We start from the raw sequence: 17,566 nt of genomic DNA, 5'->3' as shown, positions 1-17,566 counted from the left end.
CCTGCCGGCGACGGGCCGGGGCCTCTCGGCGGCAACGCGTCCTGCGCCTGTGCCGAAACGGCAAGCAGTGACATGGCCGAAACCAAGGGAATGATGATCTTCATGTGGCTGGACGCACTCATGCGTGCTTGACCCCCTACTCTCTCGATTGCCGTGGTCCTTGCGCGATAGACGATTCGGACGCGCATGGCTGATGCCGGCTGACATAACTGACCTGCTTTGGTCGGCTAAGTCCCGTTACAAATGTTTAAGATCACGGCAATTTTTCGTCCGCAGGGACCGCGGCTCGACCTCTTCTAGCGGGCCGGCTCGATCACGTTGCAGTTGGTCCGCCCCGACATCAGGCAGTCCTGCATCTTGCTGGCGGCCGTGAGGTTGCGGGCGAGCCACCAGCCCACACCGAGGATCACAATAGCGATAATCAAGCCGGCGACCGCACCGCGGCGGTTGTCACCGGATTGAGGCTTTGCAGGGGATCTGGGTGCCTCGCCCGGTTCGGGCTTGGACTTAGACTTGGACTTGGACTTGGACTTGGACTTGGACTTGAGCTTGGACTCGGGCTCGGGCATGGCTATCTGGTCGCGCGGGCGAGACGGCTTTACCATCTCTGCGACGTGGCGTCACATCCCGCGCACACTCTCCAGTTCAGCCCCGGGACGCTCGCATCGCATGCGAGGTTTCGACCGCCGGGATCGCGTGATCGACCCGCGGGGCGCAGGTCGTGAGCACGAATGCGGTCTGGGTGCATTTCCAATCCGCACCGAGGACAGCACTCTCGATCGGCTGTGGACGGCAGAGCAGCAGCGCGGCGCTGGCCACCGCGGCCACCGCGAAGGTGATTGCGAGCGACTTCAGGCTCAGTCGGAAGATCGTCATGCCCGTGCTCCGTCTCGTATCGGGCGTGACGCTAGGCGTCGCCCTCGTGGTCCCTTATGAGGGACATCACATTTCGGCAGTTTTTTCGGGGTACGAGAGATCGTCGGGGCGGCGATTTTCGGGTACCTGATCGGCTGCGATTATGGGTGGCTTCGCGACGAGCAGCGATGTACACGCATGTGCGTCGCGTGGCGCCTGCTATGCCCAGCCGACGTACCAACAGGCACTGATGTAGTATTGAAAGCGAGGAAGACAAGGCTCGTTCGATGAGTGGATTCAGGGAACCCGGGTTCGCAGACCGGCAAAAGGCGGCGCAGGACGCCCGCAAAAATCTTTTGAACAAATTCAAGTCGCAGCCGGGGCACGACGATCCCGCGGTCGCGGCACGTCGCGCCGAGCGCGAGGCACTCGCGGCCAGGCGCGCCGAGACAAAAGCCGCGCGCGAGGCCGAAAAGGCCGAGCAGAAGCGTCTCGAGGAAGAAGCCAAGGCCGCTGAAGCCGCACGGATCGCCCGCGAAGCGGAAGAAGCGACCGCCAGGCAAGCTGCGCTCGAGGCTGAGCAAAAGGCCAAGCGCGACGCGCGCTACGCTGCTCGCAAGGCCAAGCGCAAGTAACGTTCAATTGAAATTGAATTGAGACATCGCTCCGGGGCGGTCGACATGACCGCCCCTGGAACTGCGAGTGCGCACGTTCGTCCCCGCGAGCGCCCCGCGACGACAGTTGAAGATCAGTTCTTTTTCATCATCCCGTCGTCTTTCTTCATCCCGTCCTTCGACATGTGGTCCTTCTTCATGCCGTCGTCCTTGGACATGGTTTCCTTCTTCATGCCGTCCTTGGACATCGTGTCCTTCTTCATCATGCCGTCGTCCTTGCCCATTTTGTCCTGAGCAAAGGCGGCCGGCGACAGCGCGAGGCCCAGCGAGAGCGCGGCGACCGAAGCGCCGAGCACGATGCGGTTGCGAATGGTCATGAGCAATGTTCCCTTCGAGATGACGTTGGTCAGCGACGGATGCCGCTATCCAGTCTCGACGGATCGCCAGCCGAAATTGTTACGCGGCCGTCGATAAAATTCGAGCGCGCCGGCTACCATCCATCGTTCGGTAGAGAACCCGCGCCTGCGGCGGGGACCGGGAGTGTGCAGCGCAGCAAGACTGAGACTTGCCGCGGCATTCGGTCTCGAACTATCAGACTAGAGAACATCGGGTGGAAGACCGGCTAGGATGGGCCTCCGCGCCAGTCTCAAGACCCACCCAAATCGCACCAAACAAGAACCGTCCAAGGGGATCAATCCATGTTCACGCGCCGTCAACTGATCGCGACCGCCGTCGCCGCACCCGCCATTCTCCGCTTCGGCACCGGTACCGCGCACGCCGCGACCACGCTGAAGATCTCGCATCAATTCCCGGGCGGAACCATCGACAAGGGCGATTTCCGCGACCGGCTCTGTCGCATGTTCGCCGCTGAAGTGGCCAAGCGCAGCAATGGCGACATCACTGCTGAGATCTATCCGAACTCCTCGCTGATCAAGACCAACGCGCAGTTCTCCGCGATGCGCAAGGGCGCGCTCGACATCAGCCTCTATCCGATGCCCTACGCCGGCGGCGAACTGCCGGAAACCAATATCGGCCTGATGCCCGGCCTCGTGACCACCTACGACCAGGGCATGCGCTGGAAGAAGGAACCGGTCGGCAAGGCGCTGACCGACTTCCTCGCCGATAAGGGCATCATCCTGCTCACCTGGGTCTGGCAGGCCGGCGGCGTTGCCAGCCGCTCCAAGGCGATCGTGGCGCCGGAAGATGCCAAGGGCCTGAAGGTGCGCGGCGGTTCGCGCGAGATGGACATGGTGCTGCAGACTGCAGGCGCCTCGGTGCTGTCGGTCCCGTCGAACGAAATCTACGCAGCGATGCAGACCGGCGCCTGCGATGCCGGCATCACCTCCTCCACCAGCCTGATCTCGTTCCGCCTCGAAGAGGTCGCGAAGTCGCTGACCTCGGGCGCAGGCGCCTCCTACTGGTTCATGCTCGAGCCGCTGATGATGTCGAAGGCGATCTTCGACAAGCTGCCGAAGAACCATCAGGACATCCTGCTCGCGGTCGGCACCGAGCTCGAAGCCTTCGGCCGCAAGGGCGCCCAGGACGACGACGTCGAGGTCGCCAAGGTCTACGAGAAGGCCGGGGCCAAGGTCTCTGCGCTCGATGCCGCGACCGTCGGCAAGTGGCGCGACATCGCCCGCGACACCGCGTGGAAGGATTACGGCGCCAAGACCGCGACCGCGGCGAAACTGCTCAAGCTCGCCTCCGACGTTGCGGCATGATGCACGCTCCGGTTCCGGATCGTGACACCCAGAACAGCGCTGTCGCAAGGACCGGCCTTGCGGCAGCGCTCGATCGGGGTCTTGCCATCCTCAACAGCATCATCGTCGTGTTCGCAGCGTTCGCGCTGGTCGCGGCCTGCGCGATCCTGAGCTACAGCGTGCTCAGCCGTGCGCTGTTCAAGGCCGCCAATTACTGGCAGGACGAGGCCGCCGTGTTCCTCCTGGTCGGCGCGACCTTCATGACCGCGGCCTATGTGCAGCAGAACCGCGGCCATATCGGCATCGAGGCCTTCGTCGGCCTGCTGTCGCCGTTTGCGAACAAGGTCCGGCTCTGGCTCGTCGATGCCGCGACGTTTCTGTTCTGCGCCTTCTTCACCTGGAAATCCTGGACGCTGGCCCACGAGGCCTATGTCGATGGCCAGGTCTCGAACTCGATGTGGTCGCCGCCGCTCGCCATCCCCTATTCGCTGATGGCGCTCGGCATGAGCCTGCTCTGTGTCCAGATCCTCGTGCAGCTTGCGCTGCCCTTCACCGGAGCCAGGCGGCCATGAGCGTTTTCGGTATTGGCCTTGCCTACGGCATCGCGACGCTGCTCGTGATGTTCTCGGGCATGCCCATTGCTTTTGCCCTCGGCGCTGTCGCGGTCGTGTTCATGGGCATCTACATGCCCGCCGCATCCCTCGATACGGTGACGCAGAACGTTTACGAGGAGATGGCCTCGATCACGCTGTTGTCGATCCCGTTGTTCATCCTGAAGGGCGCGGCGATCGGCAAGTCGCGCGCCGGGCAGGATCTCTATTCGGCCCTGCACGCCTGGCTGCATCGCGTTCCCGGCGGCCTCGGCGTCGCCAATGTGTTCGCCTGCGCGCTGTTCGCCGCGATGGCGGGCTCCTCGCCCGCGACTTGCTCTGCGATTGGCTCGGCCGGCATCCCCGAGATGCGCAAGCGCGGCTATTCCGGTGGCTTTGCTGCCGGCATCATCGCCGCCGGCGGCACGCTCGGCATTCTGCTGCCGCCTTCGATCACCATGATCCTGTTCGCGGTCGCCGCGGAAAAATCGCTCGGCCGGCTCTTCCTCGCCGGAATCGGTCCGGGCCTGCTGCTGGTCTCGCTGTTCGGCGCCTATGCCGTGATCCGCTTCCGCCGGGAATATGCCGCGGCCGAAGCGATCTACAAGAAAGGCGGCCCGGAGGCTGCGATCCTGACCCGCGACGAGTACACACTCGCCGAACGCTTCAGCGTGCTGCCGCGCGTGATCCCGTTCGTGCTGCTACTCACCGGCGTCATGATCGCGCTCTATGGCGGCTACGCCACGCCGTCGGAAACCGCCGGCCTCGGCGGCCTCCTCGCGCTGGCACTGATCGCCGCCATCTACAGCGTCTGGCGGCCGAGCGATCTCGGCCCGATCATGAAATCGACGATCCGGGAATCGACCATGCTGATGATGATCATCGGCATGTCGCTGCTCTACTCCTACGTGATGAGCTATCTGCACATCTCGCAATCGGCCGCCGAATCCGTCGTCGCGATGCACCTGCCGCGCTGGGGCCTGTTGTTCGCGATCCTCGTCATGGTCGTCGTGCTCGGCTTCTTCCTGCCGCCGGTCTCGATCATCCTGATGACGGCGCCGATCATCCTGCCGCCGCTCCGTGCTGCCAATTTCGACATCATCTGGTTCGGCGTGGTCATGACCATCGTGATGGAGATGGGGCTGATCCACCCGCCGGTTGGCCTCAACATCTTCGTCATCCGCAATGTCGCGCCCGACATCCCCCTGAGCGAGGTGATCTGGGGCACGCTGCCCTTCGTGCTGCTGATGATGGCCGCCGTGCTGCTGCTCTGCTTCGTGCCGGAGATCTCGACCTGGCTGCCGGATATGGTGATGGGGCCGGACGGGAGCAGGTAGGGGCAATCGCAACTGCCGTAGGGTGGGTGAGCCCCAGCGCCCTGCGCGAAGCACAGGTCGCTGGGCGTAACCCACCTCTTTTGTTTCCGCGGAGACAAATAGTGGCGGGTTACGCCTTCGGCTAACCTACCCTACGATTCCTACGATGTCGCCCGCTTCTTCTTCGCGTTCAGCGCCGAGGCCACGCGGCTCACGGGCGGCTTGCCCAGCACGCTGCTCATCTCGTTCGTGGCCGCCAAAAGCCTGTCCATGTCGATGCCGGTCCTGACGCCCATGCCTTCAAGCATGTAGACGACATCCTCGGTCGCGACATTGCCGGTGGCGCCCGGCGCGTAGGGGCAGCCGCCGAGGCCGCCGGCGGCAGCGTCGATGACGCGGACGCCCTCCTCCATCCCCGCATAGAGATTGGCGAGCGCCTGGCCGTAGGTGTCGTGAAAATGCATCGCAAGCTTGGCCGCGGGAATGTTGGCGGCAACCGCGCGCAACATCTCCTTCGCCTTGGCGGGCGTGCCGACACCGATGGTGTCGCCGAGCGAGATCTCGTAGCAGCCGAGATCCCACAATGTCTTTGCCAGGTCGGCCACGGCCTTCGGCTTGATCTCGCCGTCGAACGGACAGCCAAGCACGCAGGAGATATAGCCACGCACCGGCACGCCGTCGGCCTTGGCGCGCGCGAGAACCGGCTTGAACCGCTCGATGGACTCCGCGACCGAGCAGTTGATGTTGGCCCGTGAAAAGCCTTCGGACGCTGCCGCGAACACCGAGACCACCTTCGCGCCCGCCGCGCGCGCGGCCTCATAGCCCTTCTCGTTCGGCACCAGCACGTGGAATTCGGCGTCCTTCACGTGACTCACGCCGCGCAGAACGGCATCCGAGCTCGCCATCTGCGGGATCGCCTTGGGCGAGACGAAGGCGCCGACCTCGACAGTATGAAGGCCCGCCGCGACCAGCGCTTCGACGAACGCGATGCGGGCCTCGACGCTGACCGGCGTCTTCTCGTTCTGAAGGCCGTCGCGCGGCCCCATTTCGATGATGCGGACCTGGTCGCTCATATCGTCACTCTCCCGACGGCTCGACCACGGCGAGCTCGACGCCTTCCTGGACGATGTCACCGACCTTGCATTTGATCGACTTCAGCACGCCGGCATAGGGCGCGCGCAGCGTCTGCTCCATCTTCATCACTTCCAGGGTGAGGATCGGCGCGCCCTTGTCGAGCTTGGCCCCCCTCTTCCGCCAGCACGGCGACAACAGTGCCCGGCAGCGGCGCCGCGATCTTGTCCTCGCCGGTCTGCTCCTCGCTCTCGCCGCCGAACGGATCGACCCAGTGCAGGTCGAACCGCCCGTTGCGTGTACGCAGGTAAAGCTCGTGGTCATCGATCACGGCCGCCACTGACGATTTGACGCCATCAAGCGTCAGGTCGAAACCGCCATCCTTCGGCGCAATCGAGAATGCCAGTTCGCGTTCGCCGATCACCAGAGTCGACGGCTCGCTGCCATAGTTCAGCGTGATCTTCTGCTCGGGCCCATGACCGACACCGTGACCGACACCATGGCCGGCGCGGAAGACAAAGCCGCGCTGGCGGCGGCCGACCGGCATCCAGCCGAAGGTCTGCCATGGCGAATGTGTCTCTGCCTGCGCAGCCTGCCGCTCCTGATTGACGATCGCGGCCACCGCCGCGCAGAGCTCGAGCTCGCCGGGCGCCGGCGCAGCCGAAGTCAGGACCGCAAGCTCGCGCTCGATGAAGCCGGTGTCGATCACATTCGTTCGCACCTTCGGATGCGTCATCAGCGCCGACAGGAATGGGATGTTGGTGACGATGCCGCGAACGTCCGAATCCTCCAACCCGCGGTTCAGCCGCTCAATCGCGACATCCCGTGTCGGCGCCCAGGCGATCATCTTGGCCAGCATCGCGTCGTAGTACGGCGACACGCTGTCGCCCTCGCGGTAGCCGGCATCGATGCGCAAGCCTCCGGTCTCCGCCGGCAACCGCCAGGTCGAGATCCGGCCGACCGACGGCATGAAGTTCTTGGTCGGGTTCTCGGCGTAGACGCGCGCCTCGACCGCGTGGCCGTTGAGGCGGATTTCGTCCTGCCTCAAGGGCAGCTCCTCGCCGAAGGCGACGCGCAGCTGCCATTCGACAAGGTCGATGCCCGTAATCAGCTCGGTCACGGGATGCTCGACCTGGAGCCGCGTGTTCATCTCGATGAAGAACACGTCCTTGCCGTCGGAGACGAACTCGATCGTGCCGGCGCCGACATAGTTCACGGCCCCCGCAGCTTTTCGCGCGGCTGCGCACACCGTTTCGCGCTGTGCGGCATTCAGCGTCGGCGACGGCGCCTCCTCTATCACCTTCTGGTGCCGGCGCTGCAGCGTGCATTCGCGCTCGAGCAGCGACACGAGATTGCCGTGGCTATCGCCGATGATCTGCACCTCGATATGCCGGGGATTGTCGACATATTTCTCGATCAGCATGGTGTCGTCGCCGAACGCCGCCTTGGCCTCGCGCTTGGCGCTGACGATCGCAGGGACAAGTTCAGCCGCCGAGCGCACGATGCGCATACCGCGGCCGCCGCCGCCGGCGGACGCTTTCACCAAGATGGGGAAGCCGATCTCCTCGGCCGCCTTGGCCAGCGTCGCTTCGTCTTGGGCTTCGCCGTGATAGCCGGGCACCAGCGGTACGCCTGCCTTCTCCATCAGTGCCTTGGAGCCGGATTTCGAGCCCATCGCCGTCATCATCCCGGCGGTCGGGCCGACGAAGACGAGCCCCGCATCGAGGCAAGCGTGCGCGAACTCGGCATTCTCCGACAGGAAGCCGTAGCCGGGGTGCACGGCTTCAGCGCCGCTCTTTCGTGCCGCCTCGATCAGCCGCTCGACGTTGAGGTAGCTGTCGCGCGCCCGCGCGGGGCCGAGCAGCACGGCCTCGTCAGCGAGCGCGACATGCATCGCGTCGCGATCGGCCTCGGAATAAACGGCGACCGTGCGCAGGCCCATGGCGCGCGCGGTGCGGATGACGCGGCAGGCGATCTCGCCGCGGTTGGCGATCAGGAGCGTGCGAAAACGCCGGTAGAGCTTTGAGCTATCCATCGCATCACATCCTGAACAGGCCGAACTTCGTCGGTTCGATCGGCGCATTCGACGCCGCCGAGAGGCCAAGGCCGAGCACGAGCCGCGTGTCGGCCGGATCAATCACGCCGTCGTCCCAGAGACGCGCGGTCGCGTAATACGGGTGCCCCTGGCCCTCATACTGCGCGCGGATCGGGCTGCGGAATTGCTCTTCCTCTTCCTTCGACCAGCTATCGCCCTTGGCTTCGATATTGTCGCGGCGGACCTGGCTCAGCACCATCGAGGCCTGCTCGCCGCCCATCACCGAGATGCGCGCGTTCGGCCACATCCAGAGAAAGCGCGGACTGTAGGCGCGGCCGCACATGCCGTAATTGCCGGCGCCATAGGAGCCGCCGATCACGACGGTAAACTTCGGCACGGAGGCGGTCGCAACCGCCGTGACGAGCTTCGCACCGTCACGCGCAATGCCGCCCGCCTCGTACTTTTTGCCGACCATGAAGCCCGTGATGTTCTGCAGGAACACCAGGGGAATGCCGCGCTGGCAGCACAGCTCGATGAAATGCGCGCCCTTGAGCGAGCTCTCGCTGAACAGGATGCCGTTGTTGGCGATGATGCCGACCGGATAGCCCCATATATGGGCGAAGCCGCAGACCAGCGTCGTGCCGTAAAGCTTCTTGAACTCGTCGAATTCCGAGCCGTCGACGATGCGGGCGACGATGTCGCGCACGTCGAACGGCTTTCTTCCGTCGACCGGCACCACGCCGTAGATCTCCTCCGCCGCAAACAGCGGGTCGCGCGGCGGGTGCATGTTGAGATTCGGCCGCGCCGATGGTTTCAGCGTCCCGACGATGCGCCGGGCGATCCCGATCGCGTGGGCATCGTTCTGGGCATAGTGATCGGTGACGCCGGACTGGCGCGAATGGACGTCGGCGCCGCCGAGCTCTTCGGCGCTCACGACTTCGCCGGTCGCGGCCTTCACCAGCGGGGGGCCACCGAGGAAGATGGTGCCCTGGTTGCGCACGATGATGCTCTCGTCCGACATCGCCGGCACATAGGCGCCGCCGGCGGTGCAGGAGCCCATCACGATCGCGATCTGCGGGATGCCCTGCGACGACATCTGCGCCTGGTTGTAGAAGATGCGGCCGAAGTGGCGCTCGTCCGGAAAGATCTCGTCCTGGAGCGGCAGGAAGGCCCCGCCGGAATCGACCATGTAGACGCAGGGAAGATTGTTCTGCCGCGCCACGTCCTGCGCGCGCAGATGCTTCTTCACGGTCATCGGATAGTAAGTGCCGCCTTTGATGGTGGCGTCGTTGGCGACGATCACGCACTCGCGGTCCGAGATGCGCCCCACCCCGGTCACGACGCTCGCCGAATGCACGTCGCCGCCATAGAGGCCGTAGGCTGCAAGCGGCGACAGCTCCAGGAACGACGTCCCGGGATCGACCAGCAAGTCGACACGCTCGCGCGCCAGCATCTTGCCGCGCGCGGTGTGACGGTTGCGTGAGGCCTCGCCGCCGCCACCGGCAACCTGGCTCAGCTTTTCGCGCAAGTCGGCGACGAGCCCGCGCATCGCGTCGGAATTGCGTGCAAAATCGGATGAGGAAGGATCGATGCTGGAATGGAGCGGCATGTGGTCCCGCGTTTTCTTTTGACGTGGTGGGAGGCCGCGGCAGGTTGAACCAGTCTCGCGGCAATTCCAATTGCGTGGAAGCTTAAGCCGTCTCGGCCATCAGCTCGCGGCCGATCAGCATGCGGCGAACCTCCGAGGTGCCGGCGCCGATCTCGTAGAGCTTGGCGTCGCGCCACAGGCGCCCTGTCGGAAACTCACTGGTGTAGCCGACGCCGCCGAGCGCCTGGATCGCCTCGCCCGCCATCCACGTCGCCTTCTCCGCGGAATAGAGGATCGCCGCGGCGGCGTCCTTGCGCAGCGTCCGCGCGTGATTGGCGCGGTCGCAGGCGCGACCGACGGCGTAGACATAGGCGCGCGTGGCCTGCCAGGTTGAATACATGTCGGCGAGCTTGCCCTGCATGAGCTGGAAGTCGCCGATCGGCTGGCCGAACTGCTTGCGCTCATGCATGTAAGGCACGACCACGTCCATGCAGGCCGCCATAATCCCGAGCGGGCCGCCTGAGAGCACGGCGCGCTCATAGTCGAGGCCGGACATCAGCACCTTGACGCCCTCGCCCACGCCGCCGAGCACGTTCTCTTCCGGAACCTCGCACTCGTCGAAGAACAGGGGATAGGTGTTGGAGCCGCGCATGCCGAGCTTGTCGAGGTGCTGGCCATGGGTGAAGCCCTTAAAACCCTTCTCGACGAGGAAAGCGGTCATGCCGCGCGGGCCGGCCTCCGGATCGGTCTTGGCGTAGACGACCAGCACGTCGGCGTCGCCGCCATTGGTGATCCACATCTTGGAGCCGTTGAGCACATAGCGGTCGCCGCGCTTGTCGGCACGCAGCTTCATCGAGACGACGTCCGAGCCAGCGCCGGGTTCGGACATCGCGAGCGCGCCGACATACTCGCCGGAGATCAGCTTCGGCAGATAGCGCTGCCGCTGCGGGTCGGTGCCGTTGCGGCGGATCTGGTTGACGCAGAGGTTGGAGTGGGCGCCGTAGGACAGCCCCACGGCGGCCGAACCGCGCGAAATCTCCTCCATGGCGACGATGTGGGCGAGATAGCCCATGTTCGAGCCGCCATATTGCTCCGGCGCGGTCATGCCGAGCAGGCCGAGGTCGCCGAAGCGTTTCCAGAGGTCGGCGGGGAACAGATTGGCCTTTTCGATGTCGGCGGCGCGCGGGGTGACCTCAGCCTCGACGAAGGCGCGCACGGTGTCGCGCAGCATGCTGATGTCTTCGCCCAGATCGAAATCGATACTCGGGATGTTCAAGGCGATTCCTCCAATTTCTTGTCGCCCGAACCTACCTCCGCCCGGGCGCCCTGGCGGTCGAAAAGGTTGCATTTTCCGCCAAGTTTGGCGAGGATTTTTCATGCCCTTCCAAGCCGCAACCGCGACGCCCCGCCGCGCCATGACCCCTGCCGCCTTCGTCCGCGGCGTGGCTGCCGCTTATGCCCGCTACGGGCGGGATCCGGCCGAGGCACTGAGCAAGGGGCAGGTCACCGAAGACCTTGTCAAATCGGGGGACGGCCGGGTGACGGCGACCCAGTTCGAGGCGCTGGCGGGCCATGCGATGCGCGAGCTCGACGACGAGGCGCTCGGCTGGTTCTCGCGGCGGCTGCCCTGGGGAACCTATGGCATGCTGTGCCGCGCCTCGATCACTGCGCCCAACCTCGAGGTGGCGCTCAAGCGCTGGTGCCGGCATCACCGCCTCCTGACCGAGGACGTGCTGTTCGAGCTGTCGCTCGGTGAAGAGACCGCGACCATCTCCATCCGCGAGCAGCGCGATCTCGGCCCCTTGCGCGAATTCTGCCTGGTCACCCTGCTCCGCTATGTCCTCGGCTTCTCCTGCTGGGCGGTCGATTCCGCAATCGCGCTGCGCAGGGCCGAATTTCCCTATGCCGAGCCCGGCCACGTCTCAGTCTATCCGACGATCTTCTGCAGGAACCTGAGCTTCGATGCGGACGGCACCCGCATCGTCTTCGACAAGCACTATCTTTCGCTGCCCCTCACCCGCAGCGCCGCCGACCTCGACAACATGCTCAAGGGCGCATTGCGGCTGACCGTGCTGCCCTATCGCCGCGACCGGCTTCTGGTCGAACGTGTCCGCCGCGTGCTCCGCAATGCGCGCGGACGCATTCTCGGCGCAGAGGATGTCGCGAGCGAGCTGGCGCTTTCCACGCGCACCATGCATCGGCGCCTGCGCGAGGAAGCGACCTCGCTGCGCGATCTCAAGGAAGAGGCGAAGTTCGAGCTCGCCAAGCAGGAGCTGATGCGTGGCCGGGTGCCGATCAAGCGGATCGCTGAGATCGCCGGCTTCCGCAACGAAAAGAGCTTTTCCCGCGCTTTCCGCACCTGGACGGGCGCCTCGCCGCGCGAGTTTCGCGGCAGGTATCGCTGAGGCGCGCATAAACGCGCTGGCGCCTGGCCGTCATAATTTTACGGCCCCCGAGATGAACCTCGGAGGCCGCAACGTCTCGAAACCGGTTTCGATTTGAGCCCTTAGTTCGAATTGGTCTGGCCGCCGGAGCGGACCTTGCTGCGCGAGTGCGTCTGCTTCGGCTGGAACGCAAAAGCGTCGTTGGGGATCTTCGCGCCGCCGCTCTGCGAGCACATACCGCCAATGCCGGCGGCTGCAGCGCGGCAAGCTTCCATCGTCTGATAGCCGCAGCCATGCGCGGCCTGGGCGCCGTTGGTGATGCAGAAATCGTCGGCGCGTGCGGCCGGCGCAGTCATCACGAGAAACGCGGATGCAAACAGCGTCGCGGCGGACGCAACAAACGTCTTCGAGGTCGAGGTCATCTTGTCTTTTCCTGCTTCAGGGTCCCACAAAAGAGTCCTCGGCATGCGACGCAGGCTGAGGGTTCACACCCCGGATGTAGGCCATGCACCGGAGCCGACAATCACGGCTCAGTGCATTGCAGGGCTTCGCAAATCACATGTCACAGTTAGGTGAGTTACTAAGTTTTTGTGACAGCCTATTCTTTCGCTTTTTATGAATTCGCGCTCAAACGTTGCGGTTCCCCTATCCTGCCGACGCAGTCGCGGCGACTTCCTGCAGCGGCAGTGGCACATCCTTCGCAACGCCCAGCACCGGAAAGCTGCGGACGTTCTTGACGTTCGGCATCGCTGCAAAATGCAGGAGCTGCTGACGCATGCTCTCGACGCTCGGCGCGACGCACTTCAGCAGATAATCGGTGTCGCCCGAAATCCGCCAGCACTGCTGGATGCGCGGGATCGCGGCGATCGAGCCCTCGAACGCCTCCAGCACCGGCTGGGCCTGGCTACCGAGCTGGATCGAGACGAACGACACCACTTCAAAGCCGAGCAGCCGCTCGTCGATGACGGCGCGGACCGCCCGGATCACGCCGCGGCTGAACAGTGATTTCAACCGCCGCAGGCAGTTGGGCGCGGACACGCCGACGCGCAGCGCCAGCTCGTTGTTGCGGACCCGCCCGTCCTGCTGCAACTCGGAGAGTATTTTCAGATCGACGCCGTCGAGCTGGTCACGCCCGGCCATCCCCCACCTCGCCCTGATCCCGTCATGGCGGCAGCGAAGCACGCGGGGGAATCGCTGCCAAGGGGGCCGGCGCTGGGTTCAGCCTTCGCATCATAGCCGGCCATCATGAGCTTTCATGCGGCTCCAAAACGTGGATGCCCGGGACAAGCCCGGGCATGACGAATCTGCTGCAAGAAATCCGGGGTGGTTCAGTAGGCCGCCTTCAGTGCGTCCAGGGCTCGCCGCGCCGGAACGAGAAATTGTCCGCATACGCGACCGGGCGGCGCAACGATTCCTGGGGCTCTATCACCTGGTAGGCGATGCCCTTGCGCTCGCAATAGGCGACCGCCTCTTCCTTGGAGTGGAAGCGCAGCGTAATCTGCTGCTTCATGTCGCCGGACGAGGTCCAGCCCATTAGCGGCTCGACCGCGCGCGGCTGCTCCGGCTCGTAGTCGAGTTGCCATTCCCGGGTCTTGGACCGGCCGGATTGCATCGCGTTCTTGGCGGGCTTGTAAATGCGTGCGGTCATTGGCTGGTCGGCCCTTTTCGTCATTTCGTTCGATTTTAGTGCGTCACGGTAGCAGTTGGTGGAAACCGCGGGCATAGTATAGAGACACCTTTCGGGAACTGATCGGTGATTCCGGCCCCCCGGCAGCCTCACCGACGGGTATAGTCATTATGCTGCACCGTGACAATTGCGTACCCGCCATCCGCCCCGGGATCCCGCCCGGCGGCACTGCCTCGCTGATGCTCGCGTATCTGTCTCTTTCGAAAGCTCCCGTCGCATGGCCTTCCTGAATGTCAATGCTACGCTCCCCGAGAAAGGCCGCGACCTCAGGCTCGACCTGTTTCGCGGCGTCGCGAACTGGGCGATCTTCCTCGACCACATCCCCGACAACGTCGTGAACTGGATCACGACGCGCAACTACGGCTTTTCCGACGCCGCCGACCTCTTCGTCTTCATCTCCGGCTACACCGCCTCCTTCGTCTATGCGCGGATGATGCTGGAGCGCGGCTTCATCGTCGGCGCCACCCGGCTCACCAAGCGGGTCTGGCAGCTCTACGTCGCCCACATCATCCTGTTCGTGATCTACATCGCCTCGATCAGCTATTTGGCGCTGCGCTTCGGCGATTCCGAGATCATCAACGAGTTCAACGTCGCCGGCCTCGTCGACAATGCCACCGAGACGCTGCGCCAGGGCCTGTTCCTGCGCTTCAAACCGCTCAATCTCGACGTGCTCCCGCTCTACATCGTGCTGATGGGACTGTTTCCGCCGGTGCTCTGGTTCATGCTGCGCAAGCCCGACCTGACGATGATCGTGTCCATCGCGCTGTGGCTCGCTGCGCGTCACTTCGGCTGGAATCTGAACGCCTATCCGGCCGGACAGTGGTACTTCAATCCCTATTGCTGGCAGGTGCTGTTCGTGTTCGGCGCCTGGTGCGCCATGGGCGGCGCGCGACGCTCGGGCGCGCTGATCAACTCGCCGATCACGTTATGGCTCTGCCTCGGCTATCTCTTGTTCGCGCTGATCATGACCATGGCCGGCCGCTTCCCCACCTTCGGCGGCATGTTCCCGGAATGGCTGTTCGCGGCCTTCAACCCGAACGACAAGACCAACCTCGCCCCCTACCGCTTCATCCATTTCGCCGTGATCGTGATCCTGGTGATCCGCTTCGTGCCGAAGGACTGGCCGGGCCTGGAGTGGAAGATGTTCGATCCCGTGATCGTTTGCGGCCAGCAGTCGCTCGCCGTGTTCTGCGTCGGCGTGTTCCTGTCTTTCGTAGGCCATTTCGAGCTGTCGATGAGCTCCGGCTCGCTGTTCGCGCAGATATTCGTCAGCGTCGCCGGCATCGCGATCATGACGACGGTGGCCTATTACATTTCGTGGTCAAAGAAGCAGGACAAGCCACTGAAGCCGCCGCCGGCCAAGCCGGCGACGACGGCGAAGGCCGCCTAGAGCCGTTTCCGTTCCAATGGAATCGGAACGGAAATAGCTCAAGCCGCTCCGCTGTCGTACTCGGTGAACTTCTTGTAGATCCAGTCGCGGCCGTCGTGACGGCGCCAGACCTTGCCGTACACGAGCTGCCCGTTGATCGAGCGGCGCGGCACGATCACGGTCCAGAGGTGCCAGATCTCGGTCCAGCTTGCCCGTGGACTGACGGTTCGGGCGTTGCGATCGAAAGACATAGCGCAAAACTCACAGGATACGAGCGCCGCGACGAACTGTGATCTTGTGTGAGCACCGATTTGCAGGCCCATCGCGAGCCGGGACCGACCTGATAGCAGTCGCCAAAGCAGCCGCAACAAGCGCTCGCCTTTAACCTAACCGATCAACCTTACTTGTCGTTATGGAGCGGCGAGCCCCGTTGAAAGCCGGCGCCAATTTTTCTAGAATGCATGCTGATTTGTTGAGGATGAGCGCGCCATGAGACGCGCTGCAATTTTAGACACGCTGCAATTTTGAACTGACGTCGAAGTTTGAAAAGAATTGGAATTTTTGAAACGAATTGACTGGCTGAGGCGACCGCAATGAACTTGCAATGTGCATGTCTGCGCCTGGCAGTGCGCTCGACGCCGCTCGCGCTCGTCAAGACCTCCGCCCAGGAATCGCCAAAGGCTGCGAACGACAACCAGACGGTTTGGCCGTTCATACCATTTCCGCTCGGCTGGTACGCCTCGAACTAATCCTGGAAAAGCGCAACGCCGCACAAGCGGAATATCATCGCTTGGCGGCGTCCGTTTAGGTATTGGGCGCTGAAATCCCCAACACCGATATGTCTGTGGCTACAGCCAAAGGTTCGACGAAGCTTCGATAATTTTGCGCCGGCCGACCGCTCCAATGCCTTGAAAACTCGCGCAAAAGTCGCGAGCCGCCGATCGCGAACGCTCGGAGTGAGGCCCTGAGTCAGCACGCGCGCATGCATGGACAGCCACCTCGTCTCACGTCCCTGTGAGCTGGAGCGCGGCCGGTGAATTTTCACGAGCGAGCCGTGACCAATGAACATCAGGCAGCAAGGCAAGGGGACGTTGTGAGCCCAATTGATACGACCGAGAAACTCTCCGACACGCCGGACACCACAAGCTCGCTGTTCGCACTCTGCGGGCTTGGCGTCGCGGGGATCGCAATGCTGGGGTGGATCTGCGGCCTCGGCTGGATCGCCTGGCGTCTCGCCGATTGGCTGGTGTTCTGAGCCGCATTCGCGGCCCCAAAGCCCTCGACATCACCCTTGGGGGTATCAACTTCGGGACTGGTCCGCGCAGCTGGCTTCGGCCCCCAACCATTGGAATCGTTGAGTGCGTTTCTGATAGTCAGCCCGAAAGCCCCCTGGCGGGCGCCTAACCCTCCCCGCGAATCTGACAGTTCGGACACACCCACGTGTCTCCCCGCACCGTCGCCGTCGAACGCGCATCCCGGTAGGCACCAACATTCCTCTTGATCGAAAGGACGCCGCATGATCAAGGGTCCGACGTGCTGATGAGCACAGCCCCCCGCCCCTTGCTCCCCCGTTCCGCTTGTGGAATCCGTTGACGTGAATATTCGCCAGGACTTCAACCAAAACGGCGCGAGGGAAAATATTTCGGTTTTGCGCCTTCCATATTTGCGATCATTGCTGTTCGGCATTTTGCTGTCTGCCAGCCCGCTTGCAGTTCTGGCGCACGGTTTCCTCGGCGCCGGCGCAATCGTGACCGGCGCCCTTCTCGCCGTCCCGCTCGCGCTGCTGATAGTGTTTGGCGACTGGGAGAGCCTGCGTCGGCCGAACGCCTGCGACCTGCTGTTCGCTGCGTTCGCCGCGCTGGCGGTGGCCTCGCTGGCAGTCAACGGCGTGGAGGGGAACACGCGCGAGGCGGTCCTATTGGTCTTCACCTTGGCGGCCTATCCTGCGGCAAGGCTATCGGGGCGAAATCTCTATCATGGCGGCGCGATCGCCGTGCTTGCTGCCGTCACGCTGGTAGGCACGGCGGCCACCGCCTGGGCGCTTGTCGAGCAGTGGTACTGGCCCCACGGCAAACCGATGGTCTTCGGCGCCTACGACGCGGCGCCGGGGCAATTTGCGATGGTTGGCGGCCTCGCGCTGCTGCTCGCGTTGAGCTCGGGAACGCTGACTGGCGCCCGGGCGCTTGTGGCCGGCGTTCTCACGCTCCTGGTTTCTGCCGTGCTGGCCGCCTCGATCGTGCGGTTTACCTGGTGGACTCAACCGGTCGGTGCAACACTCTAATCCTTTAGCAGAGATGGAGTGTGGGCATGAAGCAGCGACGTCGCATCTATTATTCTGCGGTTCAGCGGTCTGAGAT

General features: G+C 63.9%; 19 protein-coding genes and 1 pseudogene. 9 read left to right on the top strand and 11 right to left on the bottom strand.

Annotation, left to right across the window (positions count from 1 at the left end):
* Positions 1-296: 296 nt before the first annotated feature.
* Positions 297-569: a hypothetical protein gene (locus AC629_RS08135; protein WP_084804190.1), complete on the bottom strand. Its 273-nt coding sequence runs from the start codon at positions 567-569 to the stop codon at positions 297-299.
* Between the two features lie 76 nt (positions 570-645).
* The gene (locus AC629_RS08130) at positions 646-876 is read right to left on the bottom strand and encodes a hypothetical protein (RefSeq protein WP_084804189.1); all 231 of its coding nucleotides are present in this window, start codon (positions 874-876) and stop codon (positions 646-648) included.
* Positions 877-1,142: 266 nt separating this feature from the next.
* Here AC629_RS08130 and AC629_RS08125 point away from each other — a divergent pair, with 266 nt between their 5' ends.
* Entirely contained in the window at positions 1,143-1,490 is a 348-nt protein-coding gene (locus AC629_RS08125; RefSeq protein ID WP_084804188.1) for a DUF6481 family protein, read from the top strand.
* 113 nt (positions 1,491-1,603) lie between these two features.
* On the opposite strand, the gene AC629_RS08120 is transcribed toward AC629_RS08125, so the two are convergent.
* A complete protein-coding gene (locus tag AC629_RS08120) occupies positions 1,604-1,846 on the bottom strand; it encodes a pentapeptide MXKDX repeat protein (protein ID WP_084804187.1) in 243 nt (80 codons plus the stop codon).
* 321 nt (positions 1,847-2,167) lie between these two features.
* Here AC629_RS08120 and AC629_RS08115 point away from each other — a divergent pair, with 321 nt between their 5' ends.
* The 3 genes from AC629_RS08115 to AC629_RS08105 are packed head-to-tail and all read left to right on the top strand — an operon-like array spanning position 2,168 to position 5,096.
* Positions 2,168-3,190, top strand: coding sequence for a TRAP transporter substrate-binding protein (locus AC629_RS08115; protein ID WP_084804186.1), 1,023 nt, complete (start codon positions 2,168-2,170; stop codon positions 3,188-3,190).
* A complete protein-coding gene (locus AC629_RS08110; RefSeq protein ID WP_084804185.1) occupies positions 3,187-3,741 on the top strand; it encodes a TRAP transporter small permease in 555 nt (184 codons plus the stop codon). The genes AC629_RS08115 and AC629_RS08110 overlap by 4 nt, the downstream gene beginning before the upstream one ends.
* The gene (locus tag AC629_RS08105; protein ID WP_084804184.1) at positions 3,738-5,096 is read left to right on the top strand and encodes a TRAP transporter large permease; all 1,359 of its coding nucleotides are present in this window, start codon (positions 3,738-3,740) and stop codon (positions 5,094-5,096) included. The genes AC629_RS08110 and AC629_RS08105 overlap by 4 nt, the downstream gene beginning before the upstream one ends.
* A gap of 140 nt (positions 5,097-5,236) precedes the next feature.
* Here AC629_RS08105 and AC629_RS08100 read toward each other — a convergent pair whose 3' ends face one another.
* The 4 genes and pseudogenes from AC629_RS08100 to AC629_RS08085 form a co-directional block, all read right to left on the bottom strand.
* Positions 5,237-6,148 (bottom strand): hydroxymethylglutaryl-CoA lyase, encoded by a 912-nt coding sequence (locus AC629_RS08100; RefSeq protein WP_084804183.1) that lies wholly within the window; start codon positions 6,146-6,148, stop codon positions 5,237-5,239.
* Between the two features lie 4 nt (positions 6,149-6,152).
* Positions 6,153-8,181 (bottom strand): annotated as a pseudogene (locus AC629_RS08095) (acetyl/propionyl/methylcrotonyl-CoA carboxylase subunit alpha).
* Positions 8,182-8,185: 4 nt separating this feature from the next.
* Positions 8,186-9,790, bottom strand: coding sequence for a carboxyl transferase domain-containing protein (locus tag AC629_RS08090; protein WP_084804182.1), 1,605 nt, complete (start codon positions 9,788-9,790; stop codon positions 8,186-8,188).
* Between the two features lie 82 nt (positions 9,791-9,872).
* Positions 9,873-11,000: an isovaleryl-CoA dehydrogenase gene (locus AC629_RS08085; protein ID WP_143198989.1), complete on the bottom strand. Its 1,128-nt coding sequence runs from the start codon at positions 10,998-11,000 to the stop codon at positions 9,873-9,875.
* 145 nt (positions 11,001-11,145) lie between these two features.
* Between AC629_RS08085 and AC629_RS08080 the strand changes: the two genes are divergently transcribed.
* Positions 11,146-12,174 carry an AraC family transcriptional regulator gene (locus AC629_RS08080; protein ID WP_084804180.1) on the top strand — a complete coding sequence of 343 codons (1,029 nt, stop codon included), beginning with the start codon at positions 11,146-11,148 and terminating at the stop codon, positions 12,172-12,174.
* A 101-nt stretch (positions 12,175-12,275) separates the two neighbouring features.
* Here the strand turns inward: AC629_RS08080 and AC629_RS08075 are convergent, their stop codons facing one another.
* The 3 genes from AC629_RS08075 to AC629_RS08065 all read right to left on the bottom strand — a co-directional run bounded on the left by AC629_RS08075 (position 12,276) and on the right by AC629_RS08065 (position 13,801).
* Positions 12,276-12,575: a DUF3551 domain-containing protein gene (locus AC629_RS08075; protein ID WP_084804179.1), complete on the bottom strand. Its 300-nt coding sequence runs from the start codon at positions 12,573-12,575 to the stop codon at positions 12,276-12,278.
* A 223-nt stretch (positions 12,576-12,798) separates the two neighbouring features.
* Positions 12,799-13,293, bottom strand: a complete 495-nt coding sequence (locus tag AC629_RS08070) for an Lrp/AsnC family transcriptional regulator (RefSeq protein WP_084804178.1) — start codon at positions 13,291-13,293, stop codon at positions 12,799-12,801.
* A 202-nt stretch (positions 13,294-13,495) separates the two neighbouring features.
* Positions 13,496-13,801, bottom strand: coding sequence for an ETC complex I subunit (locus AC629_RS08065; RefSeq protein WP_084804177.1), 306 nt, complete (start codon positions 13,799-13,801; stop codon positions 13,496-13,498).
* Between the two features lie 256 nt (positions 13,802-14,057).
* On the opposite strand from AC629_RS08065, the gene AC629_RS08060 reads away from it, so the two are divergent.
* The gene (locus tag AC629_RS08060; protein ID WP_084804176.1) at positions 14,058-15,230 is read left to right on the top strand and encodes an OpgC domain-containing protein; all 1,173 of its coding nucleotides are present in this window, start codon (positions 14,058-14,060) and stop codon (positions 15,228-15,230) included.
* A 38-nt stretch (positions 15,231-15,268) separates the two neighbouring features.
* Here the strand turns inward: AC629_RS08060 and AC629_RS08055 are convergent, their stop codons facing one another.
* The gene (locus AC629_RS08055) at positions 15,269-15,460 is read right to left on the bottom strand and encodes a hypothetical protein (RefSeq protein WP_084804175.1); all 192 of its coding nucleotides are present in this window, start codon (positions 15,458-15,460) and stop codon (positions 15,269-15,271) included.
* 342 nt (positions 15,461-15,802) lie between these two features.
* Here AC629_RS08055 and AC629_RS46605 point away from each other — a divergent pair, with 342 nt between their 5' ends.
* The 3 genes from AC629_RS46605 to AC629_RS08045 all read left to right on the top strand — a co-directional run bounded on the left by AC629_RS46605 (position 15,803) and on the right by AC629_RS08045 (position 17,490).
* Positions 15,803-15,958, top strand: a complete 156-nt coding sequence (locus AC629_RS46605; RefSeq protein ID WP_168195427.1) for a hypothetical protein — start codon at positions 15,803-15,805, stop codon at positions 15,956-15,958.
* 344 nt (positions 15,959-16,302) lie between these two features.
* Entirely contained in the window at positions 16,303-16,464 is a 162-nt protein-coding gene (locus AC629_RS08050) for an RNA-binding protein (protein WP_245331758.1), read from the top strand.
* A gap of 339 nt (positions 16,465-16,803) precedes the next feature.
* Positions 16,804-17,490, top strand: a complete 687-nt coding sequence (locus AC629_RS08045; RefSeq protein WP_143198988.1) for a hypothetical protein — start codon at positions 16,804-16,806, stop codon at positions 17,488-17,490.
* The last annotated feature ends 76 nt before the right edge of the window (positions 17,491-17,566 follow it).

The sequence above is a fragment of the Bradyrhizobium sp. NAS80.1 genome (genome assembly GCF_001908205.1).
In the GTDB taxonomy this organism is placed as follows: domain Bacteria; phylum Pseudomonadota; class Alphaproteobacteria; order Rhizobiales; family Xanthobacteraceae; genus Bradyrhizobium.
Note: the sequence above shows the minus strand (reverse complement) of the source record. Positions and strands in the feature narration are given on the sequence as shown.

Bases quoted from the DNA above. Each gene is read 5' to 3' on its own strand.
- AC629_RS08120 (WP_084804187.1), bottom strand. From the start codon at position 1,846: ATGACCATTCGCAACCGCATCGTGCTCGGCGCTTCGGTCGCCGCGCTC.
- AC629_RS08125 (WP_084804188.1), top strand. From the start codon at position 1,143: ATGAGTGGATTCAGGGAACCCGGGTTCGCAGACCGGCAAAAGGCGGCG.
- AC629_RS08135 (WP_084804190.1), bottom strand. From the start codon at position 569: ATGCCCGAGCCCGAGTCCAAGCTCAAGTCCAAGTCCAAGTCCAAGTCC.
- AC629_RS08110 (WP_084804185.1), top strand. From the start codon at position 3,187: ATGATGCACGCTCCGGTTCCGGATCGTGACACCCAGAACAGCGCTGTC.
- AC629_RS08090 (WP_084804182.1), bottom strand. From the start codon at position 9,790: ATGCCGCTCCATTCCAGCATCGATCCTTCCTCATCCGATTTTGCACGC.
- AC629_RS08100 (WP_084804183.1), bottom strand. From the start codon at position 6,148: ATGAGCGACCAGGTCCGCATCATCGAAATGGGGCCGCGCGACGGCCTT.
- AC629_RS46605 (WP_168195427.1), top strand. From the start codon at position 15,803: ATGAACTTGCAATGTGCATGTCTGCGCCTGGCAGTGCGCTCGACGCCG.
- AC629_RS08060 (WP_084804176.1), top strand. From the start codon at position 14,058: ATGGCCTTCCTGAATGTCAATGCTACGCTCCCCGAGAAAGGCCGCGAC.
- AC629_RS08070 (WP_084804178.1), bottom strand. From the start codon at position 13,293: ATGGCCGGGCGTGACCAGCTCGACGGCGTCGATCTGAAAATACTCTCC.
- AC629_RS08080 (WP_084804180.1), top strand. From the start codon at position 11,146: ATGCCCTTCCAAGCCGCAACCGCGACGCCCCGCCGCGCCATGACCCCT.
- AC629_RS08115 (WP_084804186.1), top strand. From the start codon at position 2,168: ATGTTCACGCGCCGTCAACTGATCGCGACCGCCGTCGCCGCACCCGCC.
- AC629_RS08055 (WP_084804175.1), bottom strand. From the start codon at position 15,460: ATGTCTTTCGATCGCAACGCCCGAACCGTCAGTCCACGGGCAAGCTGG.
- AC629_RS08065 (WP_084804177.1), bottom strand. From the start codon at position 13,801: ATGACCGCACGCATTTACAAGCCCGCCAAGAACGCGATGCAATCCGGC.
- AC629_RS08105 (WP_084804184.1), top strand. From the start codon at position 3,738: ATGAGCGTTTTCGGTATTGGCCTTGCCTACGGCATCGCGACGCTGCTC.
- AC629_RS08075 (WP_084804179.1), bottom strand. From the start codon at position 12,575: ATGACCTCGACCTCGAAGACGTTTGTTGCGTCCGCCGCGACGCTGTTT.
- AC629_RS08085 (WP_143198989.1), bottom strand. From the start codon at position 11,000: ATGCTGCGCGACACCGTGCGCGCCTTCGTCGAGGCTGAGGTCACCCCG.
- AC629_RS08130 (WP_084804189.1), bottom strand. From the start codon at position 876: ATGACGATCTTCCGACTGAGCCTGAAGTCGCTCGCAATCACCTTCGCG.